At 67.1% G+C, this 16,185-nt stretch carries 14 protein-coding genes; 7 read left to right on the forward strand and 7 right to left on the reverse strand.

The window, feature by feature from the left end:
• Positions 1-26: 26 nt before the first annotated feature.
• From MMG85_RS04705 to MMG85_RS04720, 4 genes are read left to right on the forward strand one after another with little or no spacing between them, the layout of a single operon-like run.
• Positions 27-752, forward strand: coding sequence for a phosphatase PAP2 family protein (locus tag MMG85_RS04705; RefSeq protein ID WP_241044974.1), 726 nt, complete (start codon positions 27-29; stop codon positions 750-752).
• On the forward strand, positions 749-2,416 hold the full coding sequence (locus tag MMG85_RS04710) for a phosphoethanolamine--lipid A transferase (RefSeq protein ID WP_241044975.1): 1,668 nt from the start codon (positions 749-751) through the stop codon (positions 2,414-2,416). Before MMG85_RS04705 ends, MMG85_RS04710 begins: the two co-directional genes overlap by 4 nt.
• A gap of 26 nt (positions 2,417-2,442) precedes the next feature.
• Positions 2,443-3,174, forward strand: a complete 732-nt coding sequence (locus MMG85_RS04715) for a glycosyltransferase family 2 protein (protein ID WP_241044976.1) — start codon at positions 2,443-2,445, stop codon at positions 3,172-3,174.
• The gene (locus MMG85_RS04720; RefSeq protein ID WP_241044977.1) at positions 3,171-3,527 is read left to right on the forward strand and encodes a lipid-A-disaccharide synthase N-terminal domain-containing protein; all 357 of its coding nucleotides are present in this window, start codon (positions 3,171-3,173) and stop codon (positions 3,525-3,527) included. Before MMG85_RS04715 ends, MMG85_RS04720 begins: the two co-directional genes overlap by 4 nt.
• Here the strand turns inward: MMG85_RS04720 and MMG85_RS04725 are convergent, their stop codons facing one another.
• Positions 3,528-4,580 (reverse strand): PQQ-dependent sugar dehydrogenase, encoded by a 1,053-nt coding sequence (locus MMG85_RS04725; RefSeq protein WP_345778836.1) that lies wholly within the window; start codon positions 4,578-4,580, stop codon positions 3,528-3,530. It lies immediately after the preceding gene.
• Positions 4,581-4,605: 25 nt separating this feature from the next.
• Here MMG85_RS04725 and MMG85_RS04730 point away from each other — a divergent pair, with 25 nt between their 5' ends.
• The gene (locus tag MMG85_RS04730) at positions 4,606-4,848 is read left to right on the forward strand and encodes a hypothetical protein (protein ID WP_241044978.1); all 243 of its coding nucleotides are present in this window, start codon (positions 4,606-4,608) and stop codon (positions 4,846-4,848) included.
• A 39-nt stretch (positions 4,849-4,887) separates the two neighbouring features.
• Here MMG85_RS04730 and MMG85_RS04735 read toward each other — a convergent pair whose 3' ends face one another.
• The 6 genes from MMG85_RS04735 to MMG85_RS04760 form a co-directional block, all read right to left on the reverse strand.
• The gene (locus MMG85_RS04735; protein ID WP_241044979.1) at positions 4,888-6,156 is read right to left on the reverse strand and encodes a PQQ-dependent sugar dehydrogenase; all 1,269 of its coding nucleotides are present in this window, start codon (positions 6,154-6,156) and stop codon (positions 4,888-4,890) included.
• A 68-nt stretch (positions 6,157-6,224) separates the two neighbouring features.
• On the reverse strand, positions 6,225-7,295 hold the full coding sequence (locus tag MMG85_RS04740; RefSeq protein ID WP_241044980.1) for a DUF5009 domain-containing protein: 1,071 nt from the start codon (positions 7,293-7,295) through the stop codon (positions 6,225-6,227).
• A gap of 10 nt (positions 7,296-7,305) precedes the next feature.
• Entirely contained in the window at positions 7,306-8,451 is a 1,146-nt protein-coding gene (nagA, locus tag MMG85_RS04745; protein ID WP_241044981.1) for an N-acetylglucosamine-6-phosphate deacetylase, read from the reverse strand.
• Positions 8,448-9,482, reverse strand: coding sequence for an SIS domain-containing protein (locus tag MMG85_RS04750; protein WP_241044982.1), 1,035 nt, complete (start codon positions 9,480-9,482; stop codon positions 8,448-8,450). Before MMG85_RS04750 ends, nagA begins: the two co-directional genes overlap by 4 nt.
• Complete coding sequence (locus MMG85_RS04755; protein WP_241044983.1) at positions 9,479-10,546, reverse strand: LacI family DNA-binding transcriptional regulator; 1,068 nt, start codon at positions 10,544-10,546, stop codon at positions 9,479-9,481. The genes MMG85_RS04750 and MMG85_RS04755 overlap by 4 nt, the downstream gene beginning before the upstream one ends.
• 11 nt (positions 10,547-10,557) lie before the next feature.
• On the reverse strand, positions 10,558-11,877 hold the full coding sequence (locus MMG85_RS04760; protein ID WP_241044984.1) for a sugar MFS transporter: 1,320 nt from the start codon (positions 11,875-11,877) through the stop codon (positions 10,558-10,560).
• Between the two features lie 397 nt (positions 11,878-12,274).
• Between MMG85_RS04760 and MMG85_RS04765 the strand changes: the two genes are divergently transcribed.
• Positions 12,275-13,288 carry a glucokinase gene (locus MMG85_RS04765; protein WP_241044985.1) on the forward strand — a complete coding sequence of 338 codons (1,014 nt, stop codon included), beginning with the start codon at positions 12,275-12,277 and terminating at the stop codon, positions 13,286-13,288.
• 144 nt (positions 13,289-13,432) lie between these two features.
• Entirely contained in the window at positions 13,433-16,120 is a 2,688-nt protein-coding gene (locus MMG85_RS04770; RefSeq protein ID WP_241044986.1) for a TonB-dependent receptor, read from the forward strand.
• The last annotated feature ends 65 nt before the right edge of the window (positions 16,121-16,185 follow it).

The raw sequence follows: 16,185 nt of genomic DNA on the forward strand, positions 1-16,185 counted from the left end.
CGCGCACCCTGTGCCGCGCGCTCCGCATGTCCGCCTCCCCGACGTCCCTTTCCGCTTTTTCCGGGCAGCGCTTGCCCGGCCTGCTGCCGGTTTCGCTGATCCTGCTGGCGGCGGCGTGGATGGCCGCGCAATCGCTCGACCAGCCGTGGGCATCGTGGCTGTTCCACCAGCAGGGCGACACGTGGTCGCTGAAGCGCGACTTCATGCTGGAGACGGTGCTCCACCGTAGCGGCCGCCTGGTGAGCCAACTGGCATGGGCCGGCGTGTTGATGGCGACGCTGGCGTACTGGCGCACACCCTCGGCGCACGCGTGGACGCGTCCTGCGGCGCGCCTGCTGGTGTCCGTGCTCGCTTCCACCGCGTGTGTGGCCTGGCTGAAAGCCACCACGCACATGGACTGCCCATGGGATCTCGTCGGCTTCGGCGGCGAACGTCCCTTCGTTCCCCTGTTCGCGCACCGTCCGGTCGAACTCGGCACGCCGGCCTGCTTTCCCGCCGCGCATGCGGCCGGTGGCTACGCGTGGGTGGCGCTGTACTTCTTCTGCCTGCATGCCGCGCCGCGCTGGCGCCATGCCGGACTGGGCGCAGGGTTACTTGCCGGCATCGTCTTCGGCCTTGCGCAACAGCTGCGGGGCGCCCACTTCCTGTCGCACGACATCGCCAGCCTGGCGATCTGCTGGGCGGTGGCCTGCAGCGTCGATCGCATCGGGACATGGTTCGCATCGCGCAGCCAGGGGCAGGATCGCGCATGAGTGCCTCGGTTCTCGACCATGCCGCGCTGCCATCCCGCTGGCGGCGCCTCTGCGCGCTGCTGGCTGTCCGCCCGCGGATGTCGGCGGAAGCGCTCATCCTGCTCGCCTGCCTTTACTTCACCCTGTTCGCCAACGCGGAGTTCTGGCGGTCGGCCGCGCCGCAGCCCTGGCAGCAGGGGCGATGGACGCTGTCGCTGTTCCTGCTGGTGACCGCCGTGCATGGCGTATGGCTCTCGCTGCTGGTCTGGCGGCGCACGGCGCGGATCGTCCTGTCGCTGCTGGTGCTGACGGCTGCGATGGCCGGCCACTACATGTCGGCGTACGGCATCTACATCGACGCCGACATGGTCCGCAACGTGCTGCACACCGACTGGCGCGAGGCCAGTGACCTGGTGGGTGCCGACTTCCTGCTGCCGTTGCTGGCGGCTGTTCCTGCGCTGCTGGTGATCTGGCGCGTGCGCGTACGGGAGCGCCGCTGGACACGGACGCTGTCCGCACGGGCGCTGTTCCTCATGGCCATGGTGGGCGTGGGTGTGCTCGGCATCCTGCCATCCACCCAACAGCTGACCGCGTTCCTGCGCAACCAGCGCGAGGTCCGCTATCTGGTCACGCCGGCGAACGTGCTGGTGTCGCTGGCCAAGGTGGTCAGTGAGGAACCGCCCGGCCACAAGCGCGCATTGCGGTCCATCGGCGAGGATGCCGTGCAGTCGCCTGCCGCCACCATGCGGCGGCCGCGGCTGCTGGTGCTGGTCGTGGGCGAGACCGCGCGTGCGGCCAACTGGGGCCTCAACGGCTATGCACGCCAGACCACGCCGGCACTGGCGAAGCGCGATGTCCTCAACTTCCCGCATGTGGCCGCCTGTGGCAGCAGCACCGAAGTGTCGCTGCCCTGCATGTTCTCGCCCTGGGGACGCGAGCGGTACGACGAAAAGGAGATCCGCAGCCATCAGTCGCTGCTGCACGTACTGCAGCGCGCGGGCGTGGCCACGCTCTGGCGCGACAACCAGTCGGGCTGCAAGGGCGTCTGCGATGGCCTGCCGGTCGAGGACCTGCACGCGCGCAGCGATGCCGGCCTGTGCAACGGCAAGCGCTGCCATGACGGCATTCTGCTCGCGGGCCTGGCAGACGCGGCGCGCCGCCAGAAAGGCGACCAGGTCATCGTGCTGCACATGCTGGGCAACCATGGACCGACCTACTCCGAGCGCTATCCCCCGGACTTCGGCGTCTACACCCCCGTCTGCACCACCTCCGACCTGGAACGCTGCACGCGCGCCGAGATCACCAACGCCTACGACAACGCCCTGCGCTACACCGACCACGTGCTGGCGTCCGCGATCGACCAGTTGACGGGCCTGGAGGGCTACGACACCGCCCTGCTGTACGTCTCCGACCACGGCGAGTCGCTGGGCGAGAAGGGCCTGTACCTGCACGGCATGCCGTACTCCATCGCCCCGCGCGAACAGCTGGAGGTGCCGATGGTCGCCTGGTTCTCGGCGGGATGGCGCCAGTCCACCCATCTGGACGACCGCTGCCTGCGACGGCAGGCGACGGCCGAGCACACGCACGACGACCTGTTCCACACCGTCCTGGGCCTCGCCGACGTGAAGACCACGCTGTACCGCCCGGACCACGACATTTTCCTGACCTGCCGGAGCGCACGCTGATGACTCTTCCATCACCCTCGCCTGACATGAGTCTGTCCGTCGTCATTCCGGTCTTCAACGAGCGCGACAACATCGGTCCGCTCGTGCACGAGGTGGTGCGCCACCTGCGCGGCCGCGTGGCGTTCGACGTGATCTGCGTGGACGACCATTCCGAGGACGACACCCGCGACGTGCTGGCGGCGCTGAAGGCCGAGGTGCCGGAGCTGCGCGTGCTGCTGCACCTGCAGCGCAGCGGCCAGAGCGCGGCGATCCGCACCGGCGTGAAGCAGGCGCTGTCGCCGTGGATCGCGACGCTCGACGGCGATGGCCAGAACGATCCCGCCGACATCCTCAAACTGTTGGCCGCGCGCGAAGCCGCCGACCCGCGGACCCGCCTCTTCGCCGGTTGGCGCGTCGACCGCAAGGACACCGCCAGCAAGCGCTGGGCATCGCGCTGGGCCAACCGCATCCGCCAGTACCTGCTGCGCGACGACACACCGGACACCGGCTGCGGCATCAAGCTGTTCGAACGCGCCACGTTCCTCGAGCTGCCCTACTTCGACCACATGCACCGCTACCTGCCGGCACTGATGCAACGCGCCGGCTGGAAGACCGTCAGCGTGCCGGTCTCGCACCGTCCACGCCGTTCGGGGCAGTCCAAGTACACCAACCTCGGCCGCGCGCTGGTCGGCATCCGCGACCTGATGGGCGTGTCGTGGCTGATCCAGCGCAGCCACGTGACCCCGATCAGCGAACTCAGCGCCGGGCGCAAGCCATGAGCGCGATGGACCAGGAACTGCTGTGGCTGGGCTGGACCGGCCTGCACATGACGCCGTGGAAGCTGATCGGCCTGGCCGGCGCCGGCATGTTCGGCGCACGCTGGGTGGTGCAGTTCGTCGCTTCGCGGCGTGCCCGGCGCCCGGTGATTCCGCGGCTGTTCTGGTACATGAGCCTGGCCGGCAGCCTGATGGCGTTGAGCTACTTCCTGTTCTCGTCGAAGCAGGATGCGGTGGGCGTACTGCAGAACCTGCTGCCGGCGTTCACCGCCGCCTACAGCCTGTTCCTGGACGTCCGCCATGGCCGCGAGCAGAAGCTCGCCGCCCACGACAGCGCGGCGCATCCGGCGCGCTGATCAACTGCGGTTGGGCGTGAGCTTCAGCAGGCGTCCGCCGCTGCCGTCCTCCAGCAGCCACAGCGCGCCGTCGGGCCCCTGTTCGACTTCGCGGATGCGCCTGCCCATCGGGTAACGCCGCGACTCGCGCGCCTGCGTGCCGGTGAACTCGATCTCGACCAGCGCCTGCGACGCCAGCCCGCCGATGAAACCCTTGCCGCGGAACCACGGAAACAGGTTGCCGGAGTAGATGACGAAGCCCGCCGGTGCGATCACCGGTGTCCACCACGCTTCGGGCGCATTGAAGTCCGGACGCGTGGGGTGGTCGGGGATGTTGGTGCCGTCGTAGTGGTTGCCGTTGGAGACCACGGGCCAGCCATAGTTGCTGCCGCGCTCGATCAGGTTCAGTTCGTCGCCGCCCGCCGGTCCCATCTCGTGCGTCCACAACCGGCCGGCGTTGTCGAAAGCGATGCCCAGCAGGTTGCGGTGGCCCAGCGTCCATACCTGCGCCGCGATCCCGCCCTGCGCAGCGAACGGATTGTCCGGCGGCACGCTGCCGTCGTCGTTGAGGCGGATCAGCTTGCCGAGCGAGGACTGCAGGTCCTGCGCCGGCGTCATCACCTGGCGGTCGCTCGAGGTGATCCACAGCTTGCCGTCGGCACCGAAGGCCAGCCGGTGCCCGTAGTGGGCATCGCCGTTGACCTTGGGCAGCTGGCGCCAGATCACCTGCAGGTTCGACAGGCTGCCGCCGTTGCCGCTGGCGTCGAGCTGCAGGGTCGCCCGCGCCACCGCCGCGCCGCGCGTGCTGTTGCTGCCGGCCTCCGCATAGCTGAGGTAGACCAGACGGTTGTCGGCGAAGCGCGGGTGCAGCAGCACATCGCCGAATCCGCCCTGTCCGCCGTACGCCACGGCCGGCACACCGATGATCTCGCCCACCTGGCCGGTGGCGACGTTCGCCAGCCGCAGCTTGCCGGACTTTTCGGTCACCAGCAGCCGGCCATCGGGCAGGAACGTCATCGCCCACGGTTCGTTGAACGTGGCCACCGGCGTGCTGGTAAAGGGCGGGTCTGGCACTGCTCGGGCGCGTGAAAGACCCGCCATGACCCGGCCGCCATCGGGCTCTGCGGCCGGTGTCGACACGGGCGACCGCTGCGCCGGTGATCCGCCCACCACCGTGGTCGCGGTCCTCGCCGCCACGACGGCGTTGATTCCCTCCTGGTCCACGGTCGCCCGTTGGCAGGCCGTCAGCAGTAGGCAGCAAGCCAACAACGAAGAAATTCTCATCGGGGGAACTCCGAAGGGGTCCTCGCCTTTTTACTCCAACGACGCGAAGAAGACGTGATATCCGGGAAGCCCAGAAAACCGACGCGCGTTCATGCACTCAATTAAGGGACGGAGCCAATCTCCATAACCGTGCTTCAGCCCCAGACTCCATGGCCCATACAGATCCGTCCGGCGCCTCTTCGATCTCTTTGATTGGCCTAAGCATCCCGATACGGGATATCTCACTCACCTCATCACCGCTCAACTTCACATGGATGATGCTGGAAACCAGCTCGCCACTTATCAGTGCATTCCCCTGCAACTCAGGGAACATTTTTCCCGAGTGTACAATCATGCTCGCAGGACCAATACGGTCCCTCCACCAGAGTTTCGGCGCAATGAAGGATGGCTGGGTCTCGTGCTGGGGCAGCGTCGGACTATCCTTGGCTGCTATCGGATATCCGTAATTTCCCGCGCGTTCCAAGAGGTTCAATTCATCTGCAGCATTTCCACCATGCTCCAGCACCCAGACACGTCCGGTTGCGTCCGCCGCCATTGCATCGGGCCGACGATGACCCAGCGACCAAAAGTACTTCGCGTAATAGTCATTAAGTTCGATGAACGGATTGTCCGCAGGAACTCGTCCATCGTCTTCTACGCGGAATATCTTGCCGTCGTCCAATGTCAGGGATTGGGTTCCGCCCCGGAATGGCCCGGATATATACAGCTTTCCGTCGCGGCCAAACGCCATGCGGCAGCCGTACTCTTGAGAAGGGAATCCAGCGATGCTTGCCACAACATCCTGCAGGCCGACCAAGTAATAAATCCCGTCTTGGCCAAGAATTAGCCGCGCTCGCTTAACTCCAAGGGAGTCGCGACCACTCGCGCCGCGTACGATCGTACACAGATAAACAGTCTCGTTTTCCGAGAAATTGGGGTGCGCCACGACATCGGCAAGCGAGTTTATGAAGTACTCGTCGGGCACCCCCGTCACTCTGTGCACGCTACCATCGGCGACGCGCATGAGTTTCAGGGTCCGCGGAAATTCCGCGACCAGCAACAGATCCTCGTTAAGGAACGCCATTGCCCTGGGCTGCCTGAATCGCCCTTTTTCAGTCATTGAGAATCGCGAATCCGGCATCGCCATCACCGGTGAGTTTCCGCCCGTGACTCTGACCTCTTGCTCTGTAGCCAACGCCGGCTGCTCGGCCGCCACGGTCGTGCCCGCATCGAATCGAGGAAGCCGCGAGGGAAGATGCGCGGGCATCGCAGCCCCGTCAACTGGCTCTGTAACCAGCGCCCTGATCTTGTCGTCACCAGAAGGCTCTGCAGAGCACGCCGCCAGCAAGAGCCCCACGACCAAGAAAGCCAGCATCCGATTAGCCATTCTTCACTCCTTGTGAGATCCCATATCAGGCCAAGCGCGCTTGTCCATCATCCGCGCTTCGTCAAGATTCAGATTTTAAGATACCACCCACGCCGGTCCAAGATCGCCAGAAGCACCCACCACACGCCGACGAAGGCCAGTGCGAACGCAAGCGAGGGTACGTAGGCGCCGAAGCGCGGCGTCATCCAGTCGGCGAAGCCCTGCTGGTACAGCGGCCCCATCCAGCCCAGGCCGAGCAGCACGTAGGTCATCACCGCAGCACCCACGTAGGCCGCGATCGCGTTGGCGCCGAAACGGCGACCGATCGCCGGCCAGCCCCGCCGGTCCACCAGCGCATGCGCTAGCGTCAGCGCGAGCGCCGCGCAGCCTGCCGTGAACAGCACGTACGACGAGGTCCACAGCGCCTTGTTCAACGGGAACAGCGGAGACCACGCTAGCCCGAGCAGGATCATGGCGACGCCGGCGGCACCGAGCGTGCGGGTCGCGCCCGCGCGCAACCAGCCGCCGGCACGCACGCCGAGCAAGGTGGTGGCGATGGCGGGCAGCGTGGTTGACAACCCTTCCGGATCCTGTCCGCGCATCGCGGCGGCATCCCACTGATACAGCCAGGGTCCGAACAGCACGGTATCCACGCGCGCGGCCAGGTGGCTAAACGGCGCGTAGCCCCAGGGCGCCATCAGCGCCCAGTAGCCGAGCAATGTCGCCACGATCGACGCCCACTGCGCACGCGGCGTCGTGTACAGCGCGACCAGACCGGCGATGGCGAAGCACAGGCCGATCCGCTGCAGCACGCCCCAGGGACGGAACGAGGGCCGGTCCAGCAGCAGGTATGCCAGCAGGTGCAGCGCCAGGCCCAGCGCGACGATCTTCGCGGCGCGCCACAGCACCGCACGCACCAGTACCGGCTTGGCGATTCCCGCTTCCGCCCGCGGCACCACGCCCAGTGCAATCGACACACCGACGATGAACAGGAAGAACGGGAACACCAGGTCGGTCGGCGTGACGCCATGCCATGCGGCGTGCAGCAGCGGCGGATATACATGCGACCAGTCGCCCGGCGTGTTGACCAGCAGCATCGCCGCGACGGTCAGGCCACGCAGCGCGTCGACGGACGCGAACCGGGCCGGCACGACGCTCATGCGGCGGCGTTCACTCGCCGCCGATCCACGTACCGATCACCTGCAGGTCGGCATCCAGCGCCACCAGGTCGGCGCGATAGCCGGGCGCGATGCGGCCGTGCGTCTCGCCCAGTCCAAGGAACTCGGCCGGATACGTCGAGGCCATGCGTACGGCTTCCTCCAGCGGCACACCGACCAATCGCACGCTGTTGCGCACGGCGGTGGCCATGTCCAGCGCGGAACCCGCCAGCGAACCGGCGGCATTGCGCACCACGCCATCGACGGCGGTGATGGTTTCGCCATACAGGTCGAAGGCGGGATCGTCGGAGCCGACCATCGGCATCGCATCGGTCACCAGGAACACCTTGCCGCGCGGCTTGGCCGCCAGCGCCACGCGCAGGCTGGCCGGATGCACGTGCACGCCATCGACGATCACGCCGCACCAGCAGCCGTCGTCTTCCAGCGCGGCGCCGACGGCACCGGGCTCGCGCCCCTGCAACGGCGACATCGCGTTGTAGAGATGGGTGAAGCCGGACACACCGGCCTCGATGCCATCGCGGATCTGCTCGTACGTCGCCGCCGTGTGACCGGCAACGACGATGGCGCCGCGCGCGACCATCGTGCGGATGGTGTCGGCCGGGACCTGTTCCGGCGCCAGTGTCAGCAAGGTCACCCCGTTGTCGAGCGAGGTGGCCATGGCCACTTCGTCCGCGCCGGGCACGCGGAACTTCGCCGCATCGTGCGTGCCCTTGCGTGCAGGCGCGATGTACGGCCCTTCCAGGTGGATGCCGAGCACGCCAGGCACGCCCTGCGCGATAGCGTCGCGGGTCGCCTCGACGGCACGCGCCATCACCTCGGCATCGTCGCTGATCAGCGTCGGCAGCAGGCCGGTGGTGCCGAAGCGGCGATGCGCCTGCGCGATGGTGCGGATCGCCTCGACGCTGGTGTCGTTGTTGAACAGCACGCCACCACCGCCGTTGACCTGCGCGTCGATGAAGCCGGGCACGAGCGCGGCGCCCTGCAGGTCATGGCGGACGACATCGGCGGAGAGCGCCTCGACCGCGACGAGGTCGGCGATAAGGCCGTCCTGCATCAGCACCGCCAGGCCCTCGACGAAGCCGTCGGGCGTCAGCACGCGCGCATGGCACAGGGCGGTGGCGGGGGGCGCGCTGTTCATACCGTTTCGGTGACCTTGTTGAGGTGCGGCGGCACGTCGGGATTGTGGCCCCGGCGCAGCGCCAGCGCGTTGATCGCGCGGTAGAAACTCTGGATGGTCAGCAGCGGCGCGCACGCAGGATGTGGTGCTTCGACCAGCGGAAGATCGCCCTGTTGCGAGGCCACCCACACCTGCGCACCGCGCCCGCGGAACTCCTGCGCCAGCGCCAGCATGCCGGCTTCGGTCTCGTCCGGCTGCGCGAAGCACAACACCGGAAAGCCGGGCCCGACCAGCGCCATCGGCCCGTGCTTCACTTCCGCCGAGCTGTAGGCCTCGGCATGCAGGCCGCAGGTTTCCTTGAACTTCAGCGCGGCTTCCTGCGCTGCCGCAAGGCCGAGACCGCGGCCAAGGACGAACAGGTTGTGTGCGCCCACCAGTCCTTCCGTCAGCGGCGACCAGTCGGCCTGCCACGCACGCTGCAGCGCCTCCGGCAACGCCAGTGTCGCGTCGTGCAGCGGCGCCTCGTCCTTCCAGTGCGCGGCGAGTTGCAGGATCGCCGCGAGCGAACCGAGGTAGCTCTTGGTCGCCGCCACGCTGCGCTCCGGTCCTGCGTGCATCGGCAGCACCGTATCGGCCAGCTGCGCCAGCGGCGAATCGGCGACGTTGACGATGGCCACCACGCGCGCGCCGGCATCCTTCGCGGCGCTCGCATTGCGCAGCAGGTCGGGACTCTTGCCCGACTGCGAGATCACCAGGTACAGCGCGCCCGCCAGTTGCTGTTTGGCTTCGTACACCGAGCCGACCGACGGCGAGGCGGACGCGGTCACCACGCCGAGCTGCGTCTCGAACAGGTACTTGGCGTAGGTGGCGGCATGATCGGAACTGCCACGCGCGCAGGTCACGACGAATGGCGGCGGCGTGCGGCGCAGATCGGCGGCGAGCGCCTTCACGGTATCGGCGTTGCGCGCGTACTGGTCGGCGATGATCGCGGCGGCCTGGGCGGCCTCCTGGTGCATCAGGGTGTCGGCGGGAGCGGGAAGGGATGGGGTCATGGCGAAGTGGGTTCGGGTCGTTCCGTGCGCGGCCGGACCGGCGCGGTGGAGCCCCGCACCACCAGTTGCGGCACGAAGCCCTGGTTGTGCACGGGGGTGGGGTTGTCGTCGTAGGCGTCGGTGCGCAGGCCGGCGATCAGCAGCCGCGCAGCCTGCTTGGCGATGTCCTGCGTGGCCTGCTTGGCGGTGGTCAGCGGCGGCCACGACTGCTTGGAGAACGGGCTGTCCTCGAAACCGGCGATGGACAGGTCGTACGGCACGTTCATCCCGGCCGACTTGGCGGCGGCCAGCACGCCGGCGGCGATCTCGTCGTTGGAACCGAAGATCGCCGTCGGCGGTTCGCGCAGCGCCAGCAGCCGGCGCGCGCCACGGAAACCGTCGTCGAAGGTGTAGTCGCCTGGCACCACGAGATGCTTGTCGAGGGTGATGCCGTAGTCCTTCAGCGCTTTCTCGTAGCCGGCGTAGCGCTCGGTACTCGACCGGTGCGCCAGCCCGCCCCAGAGGAAGCCGATGCGCTGGTGGCCGAGCTGGATCAGGTGCTCGGTGATCTGGTACGCGGCATCGCGGTCATCCACATAGACGCAGGGCAGGCCGTCTTCCGGGTCCTCGGTGGCGGCGATGATGCGCACCAGCTTCACCCCGCGCGCGGCGAGCGCCGTCACCAGATCGGCCCGTTCGGACATCGGCGCGGTCAGCACCAGCCCGGCCAGGCGCGAGCGCTGCACGAATTCCACCAGTTCCTCCGCCAGCAGCGGCGAGGTGGAATCCACCGGATGGATCTGCAGGCCGAAGCCGGTTTCCTTGCACGCCGCCAGCACGCCGTTCTGCACGCCGATGATGTGGTACGGGTTGGGGTTGTCGTACACCAGCCCGATCACGAACGGCGTGCCGCTGCGCAGGTTGCGCGCGGACTGGTCCGGCTCGTAGTCCAGCTCGGCGATGGCGTGCAGCACGCGCGCCCGCGTGCCCTGCAGCACCGACGGTTCGTTGTTGATGACCCGGGACACGGTCTTCAGCGAGACCTTCGCGCGTTCGGCGACGTCCTTGATGGTGGGTCGGCGCATGGGCGTTTCCGTCATGGAGGCGAGTCCGCCATGATGCCGCGTTCCGGGACGGCCGTCGCCGACGGCTTCGCGACCCCCACCCGGTGGCCGGCCAGCGCGTAGTAGAGGATGTACAGGTAGCCGGGAATGGCCAGCGCGGCGAACACCGCCTGGAAGTCGTAGTGCTGCTTCAGCACCGCGAACGCCTGCGGCAGGATGGCGCCGCCGGCGATGCCCATGATCAGCAGCGCGGAACCGGTCTCGGTATGCCGGCCCAGCCCCTTGATCGCCAGCGGGAAGATCGCCGGCCACATCATCGCGTTGGCAAAGCCCAGCGCGGCGACGAAGCCGACCGACACGTAGCCGTGCGTCAGCAGCGCGCCGAGGGCGAACAGCACGCCCAGCACCGCGGAGATCGCCAGGTAGCGCTCCTGGGAGACGAAGCGCGGGATCGCCACCAGCCCGGCTAGGTAGCCCAGCAGCATCGCCGCCAGCGTGAACGAGGTGAAGAACTTGGTCTGGTCCAGCGACAGGCCGAAGCCGTTGCCGTACGCGCCGATCGCATCGCCCGCCAGCACTTCAACGCCGACGTAGACGAACAGGCACAGCACGCCCAGCCACAGGTGCGGGTACTGCGACAGGCCGCGCCCGCCGTCGGTCGCCTCGGTCACGGGGGCGGCGTTGACCTCCGCCGGCTTCAGCTCCGGCAACGGCGAGAACAGGATGCCGACCGCGACCACGACCAGCACGCCCGCCATCACCAGGTACGGCAGGTGGATCTTCGCCGCGAACGCTTCCAGCAGCGCCGCCTTGCCCGCCGCATCGGCCGCCTCCACCTGCGCGGCCAGGTCGCCCACGCCCTGCAGCACCAGCGTGCCGATCACGATCGGCGCCAGGATGCCGGCCACCTTGTTGCAGATGCCCATCAGCGCGATCCGCTGCGCCGCGCGCTCGATGGGACCGAGGATGCTGACGTAGGGATTCACCGCGGTCTGCAGCAGAGCCAGGCCACCGCCGATCACGAACAGGCCGGCCAGTGCGCCCGGATACCAGCGCTGCGTGGAGAACTCGCCGAACATCGCCGCGCCCACCGCCATCACGAACAGGCTGGCCGCGAGGCCTTTCTTCATGCCGGTGCGCTTGAGCAGCGCCGCCGCCGGCAGGGCCAGGAAGAAGTACGACAGGTAGAACACCATCAGCACGAGGAAGGCGTTCACCTCGTCCAAGTCGAAGGCCAGCCTGACGAAGGTGATCAGCGGCCCATTGATCCAGGTGAAGAAGCCGATGATGAAAAACAGCACGCCGACGATGGCGAGCGAGCGCAAGGCGCTGGCGTTTGGCGCGGTGGTCATGCCATCCCCCTGGTCTGTCGAGGGCCGGCATCCCCCTGCCGGCGATCGGGAACAACGTTGTCAGAGACCTCCAAGCAAGGCCACGCCGGATGGCGCGCATGGCAGCCCTGGCCGCACTTCTGTGAGCCGCACGGCTCGTGCACTGCAGCATAAAGTCCTATGGGACTTGGCGGAATTCGCTTCACCTGAGCACTCATTGCCTACACCTGTGCCGACAATTGATAGCTGAATACGGAGATTGTTTCCATTTCATGACGGTCTCTCGCCTGCTGGACGGCTATTTCATGACAGAGTCTTGACAACGTTGTCAAACCCTTTCCACACTCCGGCCATATCGGGATGCGGGAGTCCCGGCCGCGAACATGTGGGGAGACGTGTGGTCGCCATAGCGAATCCAATGCCGACAGATGCCATCAGCGGGGCGCACGACGCCTTCATCGCGGCGGACGTCGGTGGCACCCACGTCCGCATCGGCCTGGTCCGGGGCAGCCACGATCCGGGCGAACCGGTCCGCATGCTGGAGTACCGCAAGTACGCCTGCGCCGACCATGCCGGCCTGGGCGACATCGTCGCGGACTTCCTCGCCGGCCTGGGCTCGACCCGGGTGACCCGCGCGGTGATCGCCAGCGCCGGGTATGCGCTGGAAGACGGCACCGTCATCACCAACAACCTGCCGTGGCGCCTGTCGCTGGCCGAGCTGCGCGCGCAGCTGGGCTTCGATGACGTGCGCCTGGTCAACGATTTCGAGGCCGTGGCGCATGCCGCCGCGCAGATGGGCGCCAGCGAGGTGCTGCAGCTGACCGGCCCGGCCATCGCGCCGAAGCACGGCCCAACGCTGATCCTCGGACCGGGCACCGGCCTGGGCGCCGCGGTCTGGATTCCCTCCGGCAAGCGCGCCGTGGTGCTGGCGACGGAAGCCGGCCAGGCCGCCCTGACCGCCGGCAACGCGCTGGAAATGGCGCTGCTCGCCGAGATGCTGAAGACCCGCACCCACGTGCCGGTCGAACAGGCGCTGTCCGGCCCCGGCCTGATGAACCTGCACGCCGCGCTCTGCGCCGTGCGTGGCGCAGCGCCGCCGTCCTACACCCACCCGGGCCAGATCACCGCCGCCGCGCAGTCGGGCGACGACGCGCTGGCGCGCGAAAGCCTGGAGGTGTTCTGCGGCCTGCTCGGCAGCGTGGTCGGCGACATGGCGCTGCTGTACGGCGTGCAGGGCGGCGTGTACCTGGCCGGCGGCATCCTGCCGAAGATCCGCGACGTGCTGATCGACAGCCACTTCGTGTCGCGGTTCCTCAACAAGGGCTCGATGCGCGAGGCACTGGAACGCATTCCCGTGAAATTGGTGGAACACGGACAGCTGGGCGTGATCGGCGCGGCCAGGTGGTACCTGGATCGCGACGAAGGCAATTGAAGGAAAGCGCCGGTACAGGCGCGCGCATCAAGGGGCGGGGTGCAGGGGATACGTGCAACGCCAGGCGACAACGAAGTACCAAGCACGGCGGAACAGCGCGAGCGATGGCTGCCGGAACTCTAAAACAATGATGGGAGAGACATCATGAAGTACCGCACCTCAATCCTTTCGGCCTCGATCGCCGCAGGACTCGCGTTCTCGATGCAGGTCAGCGCACAGGAATCCACCACCCCCGACGCCACCGACCTCGACACGGTCGTCGTCACTGGCATCCGCGGCAGCATCGAGAAAGCCCTCGACGCCAAACGCGACGCCGCCACGCACGTCGAAGTCGTCACCGCCGAAGACGTCGGCAAGCTGCCGGCCAAGAACGTGGCCGACACGCTGCGCCAGCTGCCGGGCGTCAACATCGCCTCGTCCAGCGCCAGCGAAGGCGGCTTCGACGAAGCCGACCGCGTCAGCCTGCGCGGCACCAATCCCAGCCTCACCCAGACGCTGGTCAACGGCCACACCATCGGCACCGGCGACTGGTTCGTGCTCAGCCAGGTCGGCAATGTAGGCCGCAGCGTGAGCTACTCGCTGTATCCGTCCGAGATCGTCGACCGCGTCGTCGTCCACAAGACCTCCGAAGCCAAGCTGGTCGAAGGCGGCACCGCCGGCTCGGTCAACATCATCACCCGTCGCCCGCTGCAGTTCGCCGAGCCGCTCACCATCCAGGGCTCCATCGGCGCAGTGCACTCCGATCTGCCGGGCGACACCAAGCCCCAGCTCGATGCGCTGCTGAACTGGCGCAATGACGAAGGCACCGCCGGCTTCCTGGTGCAGGTGTTCAACGAGGAACGCAGCCTGCGCCGCGATGGACAGGAAGTCGTGGGCGGCTACGGCACCATCAGCTCGACCAACCCCGAGCTCGATGGCGTTCTCTACCCCAACCTGATCGGTGCCGCTCTCTTCGAGCAGGTGCGCAAGCGCAAGGGCGGCGTGGCCAACATCGAGGCCAAGGTTACCGACAACCTGACCCTGAACGTCAATGCGTTCTACTCGAAGCTGGAAGCGGACAACTACAACCGCAACTACATGATGTGGGCCAGCCAGTTCGTCAATTCGCAGACCCCGACGAGCTACACGGTGCAGAACGGCGTGCTGACCAGCGCCACCTACGCGCCCGTCACCGGCGGCACGACCGTCACTCCCTACGGCGTGTACGACATGATCTCCCGGCCCGGTGCGGAGTCGACCTCCAAGTACATCGCGCTGGATGCGGAATGGAATGCCAGCGATGCGCTGAAGTTCGTCTTCCAGCTGGGCACCACCAAGGGCAACGGCAGCAGCCCCACGCAGGACGTGCTGGAAACCGGCATCGCCGGCAACGCCGGCGCGAGCTGGAGCATGAATGGCGTCAGCAATCCCATCGACTGGTCGCTGGGCGGCACCAATACCGCCGCGAATCATCTGCCGCAGAGCGGCTGGATCTTCGGTGCGCAGGGCATCGACGTGCTAGACAAGGAAGACTGGGTCTCGGCCGATGGCCAGTTCTTCTTCCAGTCCGACGTGCTGTCCTCGCTCGACTTCGGCTACCGCTACGCCACCCATGAGCGCAGCAACGACTTCTCGCTCGCGCAGGGACCGAACTGGGCCACCAACTGGCAGGACATCACGGCCTATCCGGCTGCCGGCGGCAACTATCCGGGCGACTTCGGCGTAGGCGGCAACGTGCCGTCGGGCATCTGGTACTACACGCCCGGCCAGCTGGCGGAGATCAACGCCCGCTTCGCCAACCGTAACAATCCCGAGCGCTTCTACTTCTCCGACGTATACGGCGTCGAGGAAGACATCAATGCCGTGTACGCGCAGCTGAACTTCCGCGGCGACCGCTGGAGCGGCAACGCCGGCCTGCGCTACGTGCGGACGCAGACGGATGTGCACTACAACCAGGCGCTGGCACCCAACTCCGGCATCCCCGGCGCGGTGGTGGGTTCGGCGTTCGGCGACTACCTGCCGGTCGTGGTCAACAACGACTACAACGAGCTGCTGCCCAGCGTGAACTTCAAGTTCGAGCTGACCGACGACCTGGTGGCGCGCGTGTCGGGCAGCAAGACCATGACGCGTCCGGACTTCTCGGCACTGGCCGGCTCACTGACACTGAACGACCTGACGCACGAAGGGATTGGCGGCAACCCCAACCTCGATCCGCTGGTGTCGACCAACTTCGATGCCTCGCTGGAGTGGTACTTCGCCCCGCGCGCACTGCTCGCTGCCAGCGTATTCTCGATGGACCTGGACGGCTACGTCGACTTCGGCAACGTCATCGTGCAGTACAAGGACCAGCAGGCCAGCCAGGCCGCCGGCACCGACGTCTACAGCGACTACCTGGTGGCGATCCCGGTCAACTCGAACGGCAAGGCACGCGGCGTCGAACTGACCTACGAGCAGCCGATCGGCGAGAACTTCGGCATCAACGCCAACTACACCTATGTGGATGGCGACGCCGACGGCGGCAAGCCGCTCAACGGCACCTCCGAGAACACCTACAACTTCTCGGCGTGGTACGAGAACGCGCGCTTCAACGCCCGCGTGAACTACAGCTACCGCAGCTCGTTCTATGCCGGTGTCAGCCGCGCCGACAACTTCTACCAGGACGACTTCGCCACGGTGTCGGCGTCGCTGGGCTTCAAGGCCACCGACTGGCTGACCATCAGCCTGGACGGCCTGAACCTCAACGATCCCAAGCTGAAGTACTACACCGAGAACGACGCCGTTCCCGGCTATCTACCGCACGCGTTCTACAGCAACGGCCGCCAGTACTACCTGAACTTCCGCTTCAAGTTCTAAGCACCAGATGTAAGGGAACACTCTCCCTCTGCGGGCCCGGAGACATCCTGGCCCGCTTTTTTTTG

It is taken from the genome of Pseudoxanthomonas sp. LH2527 (genome assembly GCF_022539275.1).
Classification (GTDB): domain Bacteria; phylum Pseudomonadota; class Gammaproteobacteria; order Xanthomonadales; family Xanthomonadaceae; genus Pseudoxanthomonas_A.

Excerpts from the sequence above, each read along its gene's own strand:
- MMG85_RS04705 (WP_241044974.1), top strand. The coding sequence starts at position 27 with ATGTCCGCCTCCCCGACGTCCCTTTCCGCTTTTTCCGGGCAGCGCTTG.
- MMG85_RS04710 (WP_241044975.1), top strand. The coding sequence starts at position 749 with ATGAGTGCCTCGGTTCTCGACCATGCCGCGCTGCCATCCCGCTGGCGG.
- MMG85_RS04715 (WP_241044976.1), top strand. The coding sequence starts at position 2,443 with ATGAGTCTGTCCGTCGTCATTCCGGTCTTCAACGAGCGCGACAACATC.
- MMG85_RS04720 (WP_241044977.1), top strand. The coding sequence starts at position 3,171 with ATGAGCGCGATGGACCAGGAACTGCTGTGGCTGGGCTGGACCGGCCTG.
- MMG85_RS04730 (WP_241044978.1), top strand. The coding sequence starts at position 4,606 with ATGACCCGGCCGCCATCGGGCTCTGCGGCCGGTGTCGACACGGGCGAC.
- MMG85_RS04735 (WP_241044979.1), bottom strand. The coding sequence starts at position 6,156 with ATGGCTAATCGGATGCTGGCTTTCTTGGTCGTGGGGCTCTTGCTGGCG.
- MMG85_RS04740 (WP_241044980.1), bottom strand. The coding sequence starts at position 7,295 with ATGAGCGTCGTGCCGGCCCGGTTCGCGTCCGTCGACGCGCTGCGTGGC.
- nagA (WP_241044981.1), bottom strand. The coding sequence starts at position 8,451 with ATGAACAGCGCGCCCCCCGCCACCGCCCTGTGCCATGCGCGCGTGCTG.
- MMG85_RS04750 (WP_241044982.1), bottom strand. The coding sequence starts at position 9,482 with ATGACCCCATCCCTTCCCGCTCCCGCCGACACCCTGATGCACCAGGAG.
- MMG85_RS04755 (WP_241044983.1), bottom strand. The coding sequence starts at position 10,546 with ATGCGCCGACCCACCATCAAGGACGTCGCCGAACGCGCGAAGGTCTCG.
- MMG85_RS04760 (WP_241044984.1), bottom strand. The coding sequence starts at position 11,877 with ATGACCACCGCGCCAAACGCCAGCGCCTTGCGCTCGCTCGCCATCGTC.
- MMG85_RS04765 (WP_241044985.1), top strand. The coding sequence starts at position 12,275 with ATGCCGACAGATGCCATCAGCGGGGCGCACGACGCCTTCATCGCGGCG.
- MMG85_RS04770 (WP_241044986.1), top strand. The coding sequence starts at position 13,433 with ATGAAGTACCGCACCTCAATCCTTTCGGCCTCGATCGCCGCAGGACTC.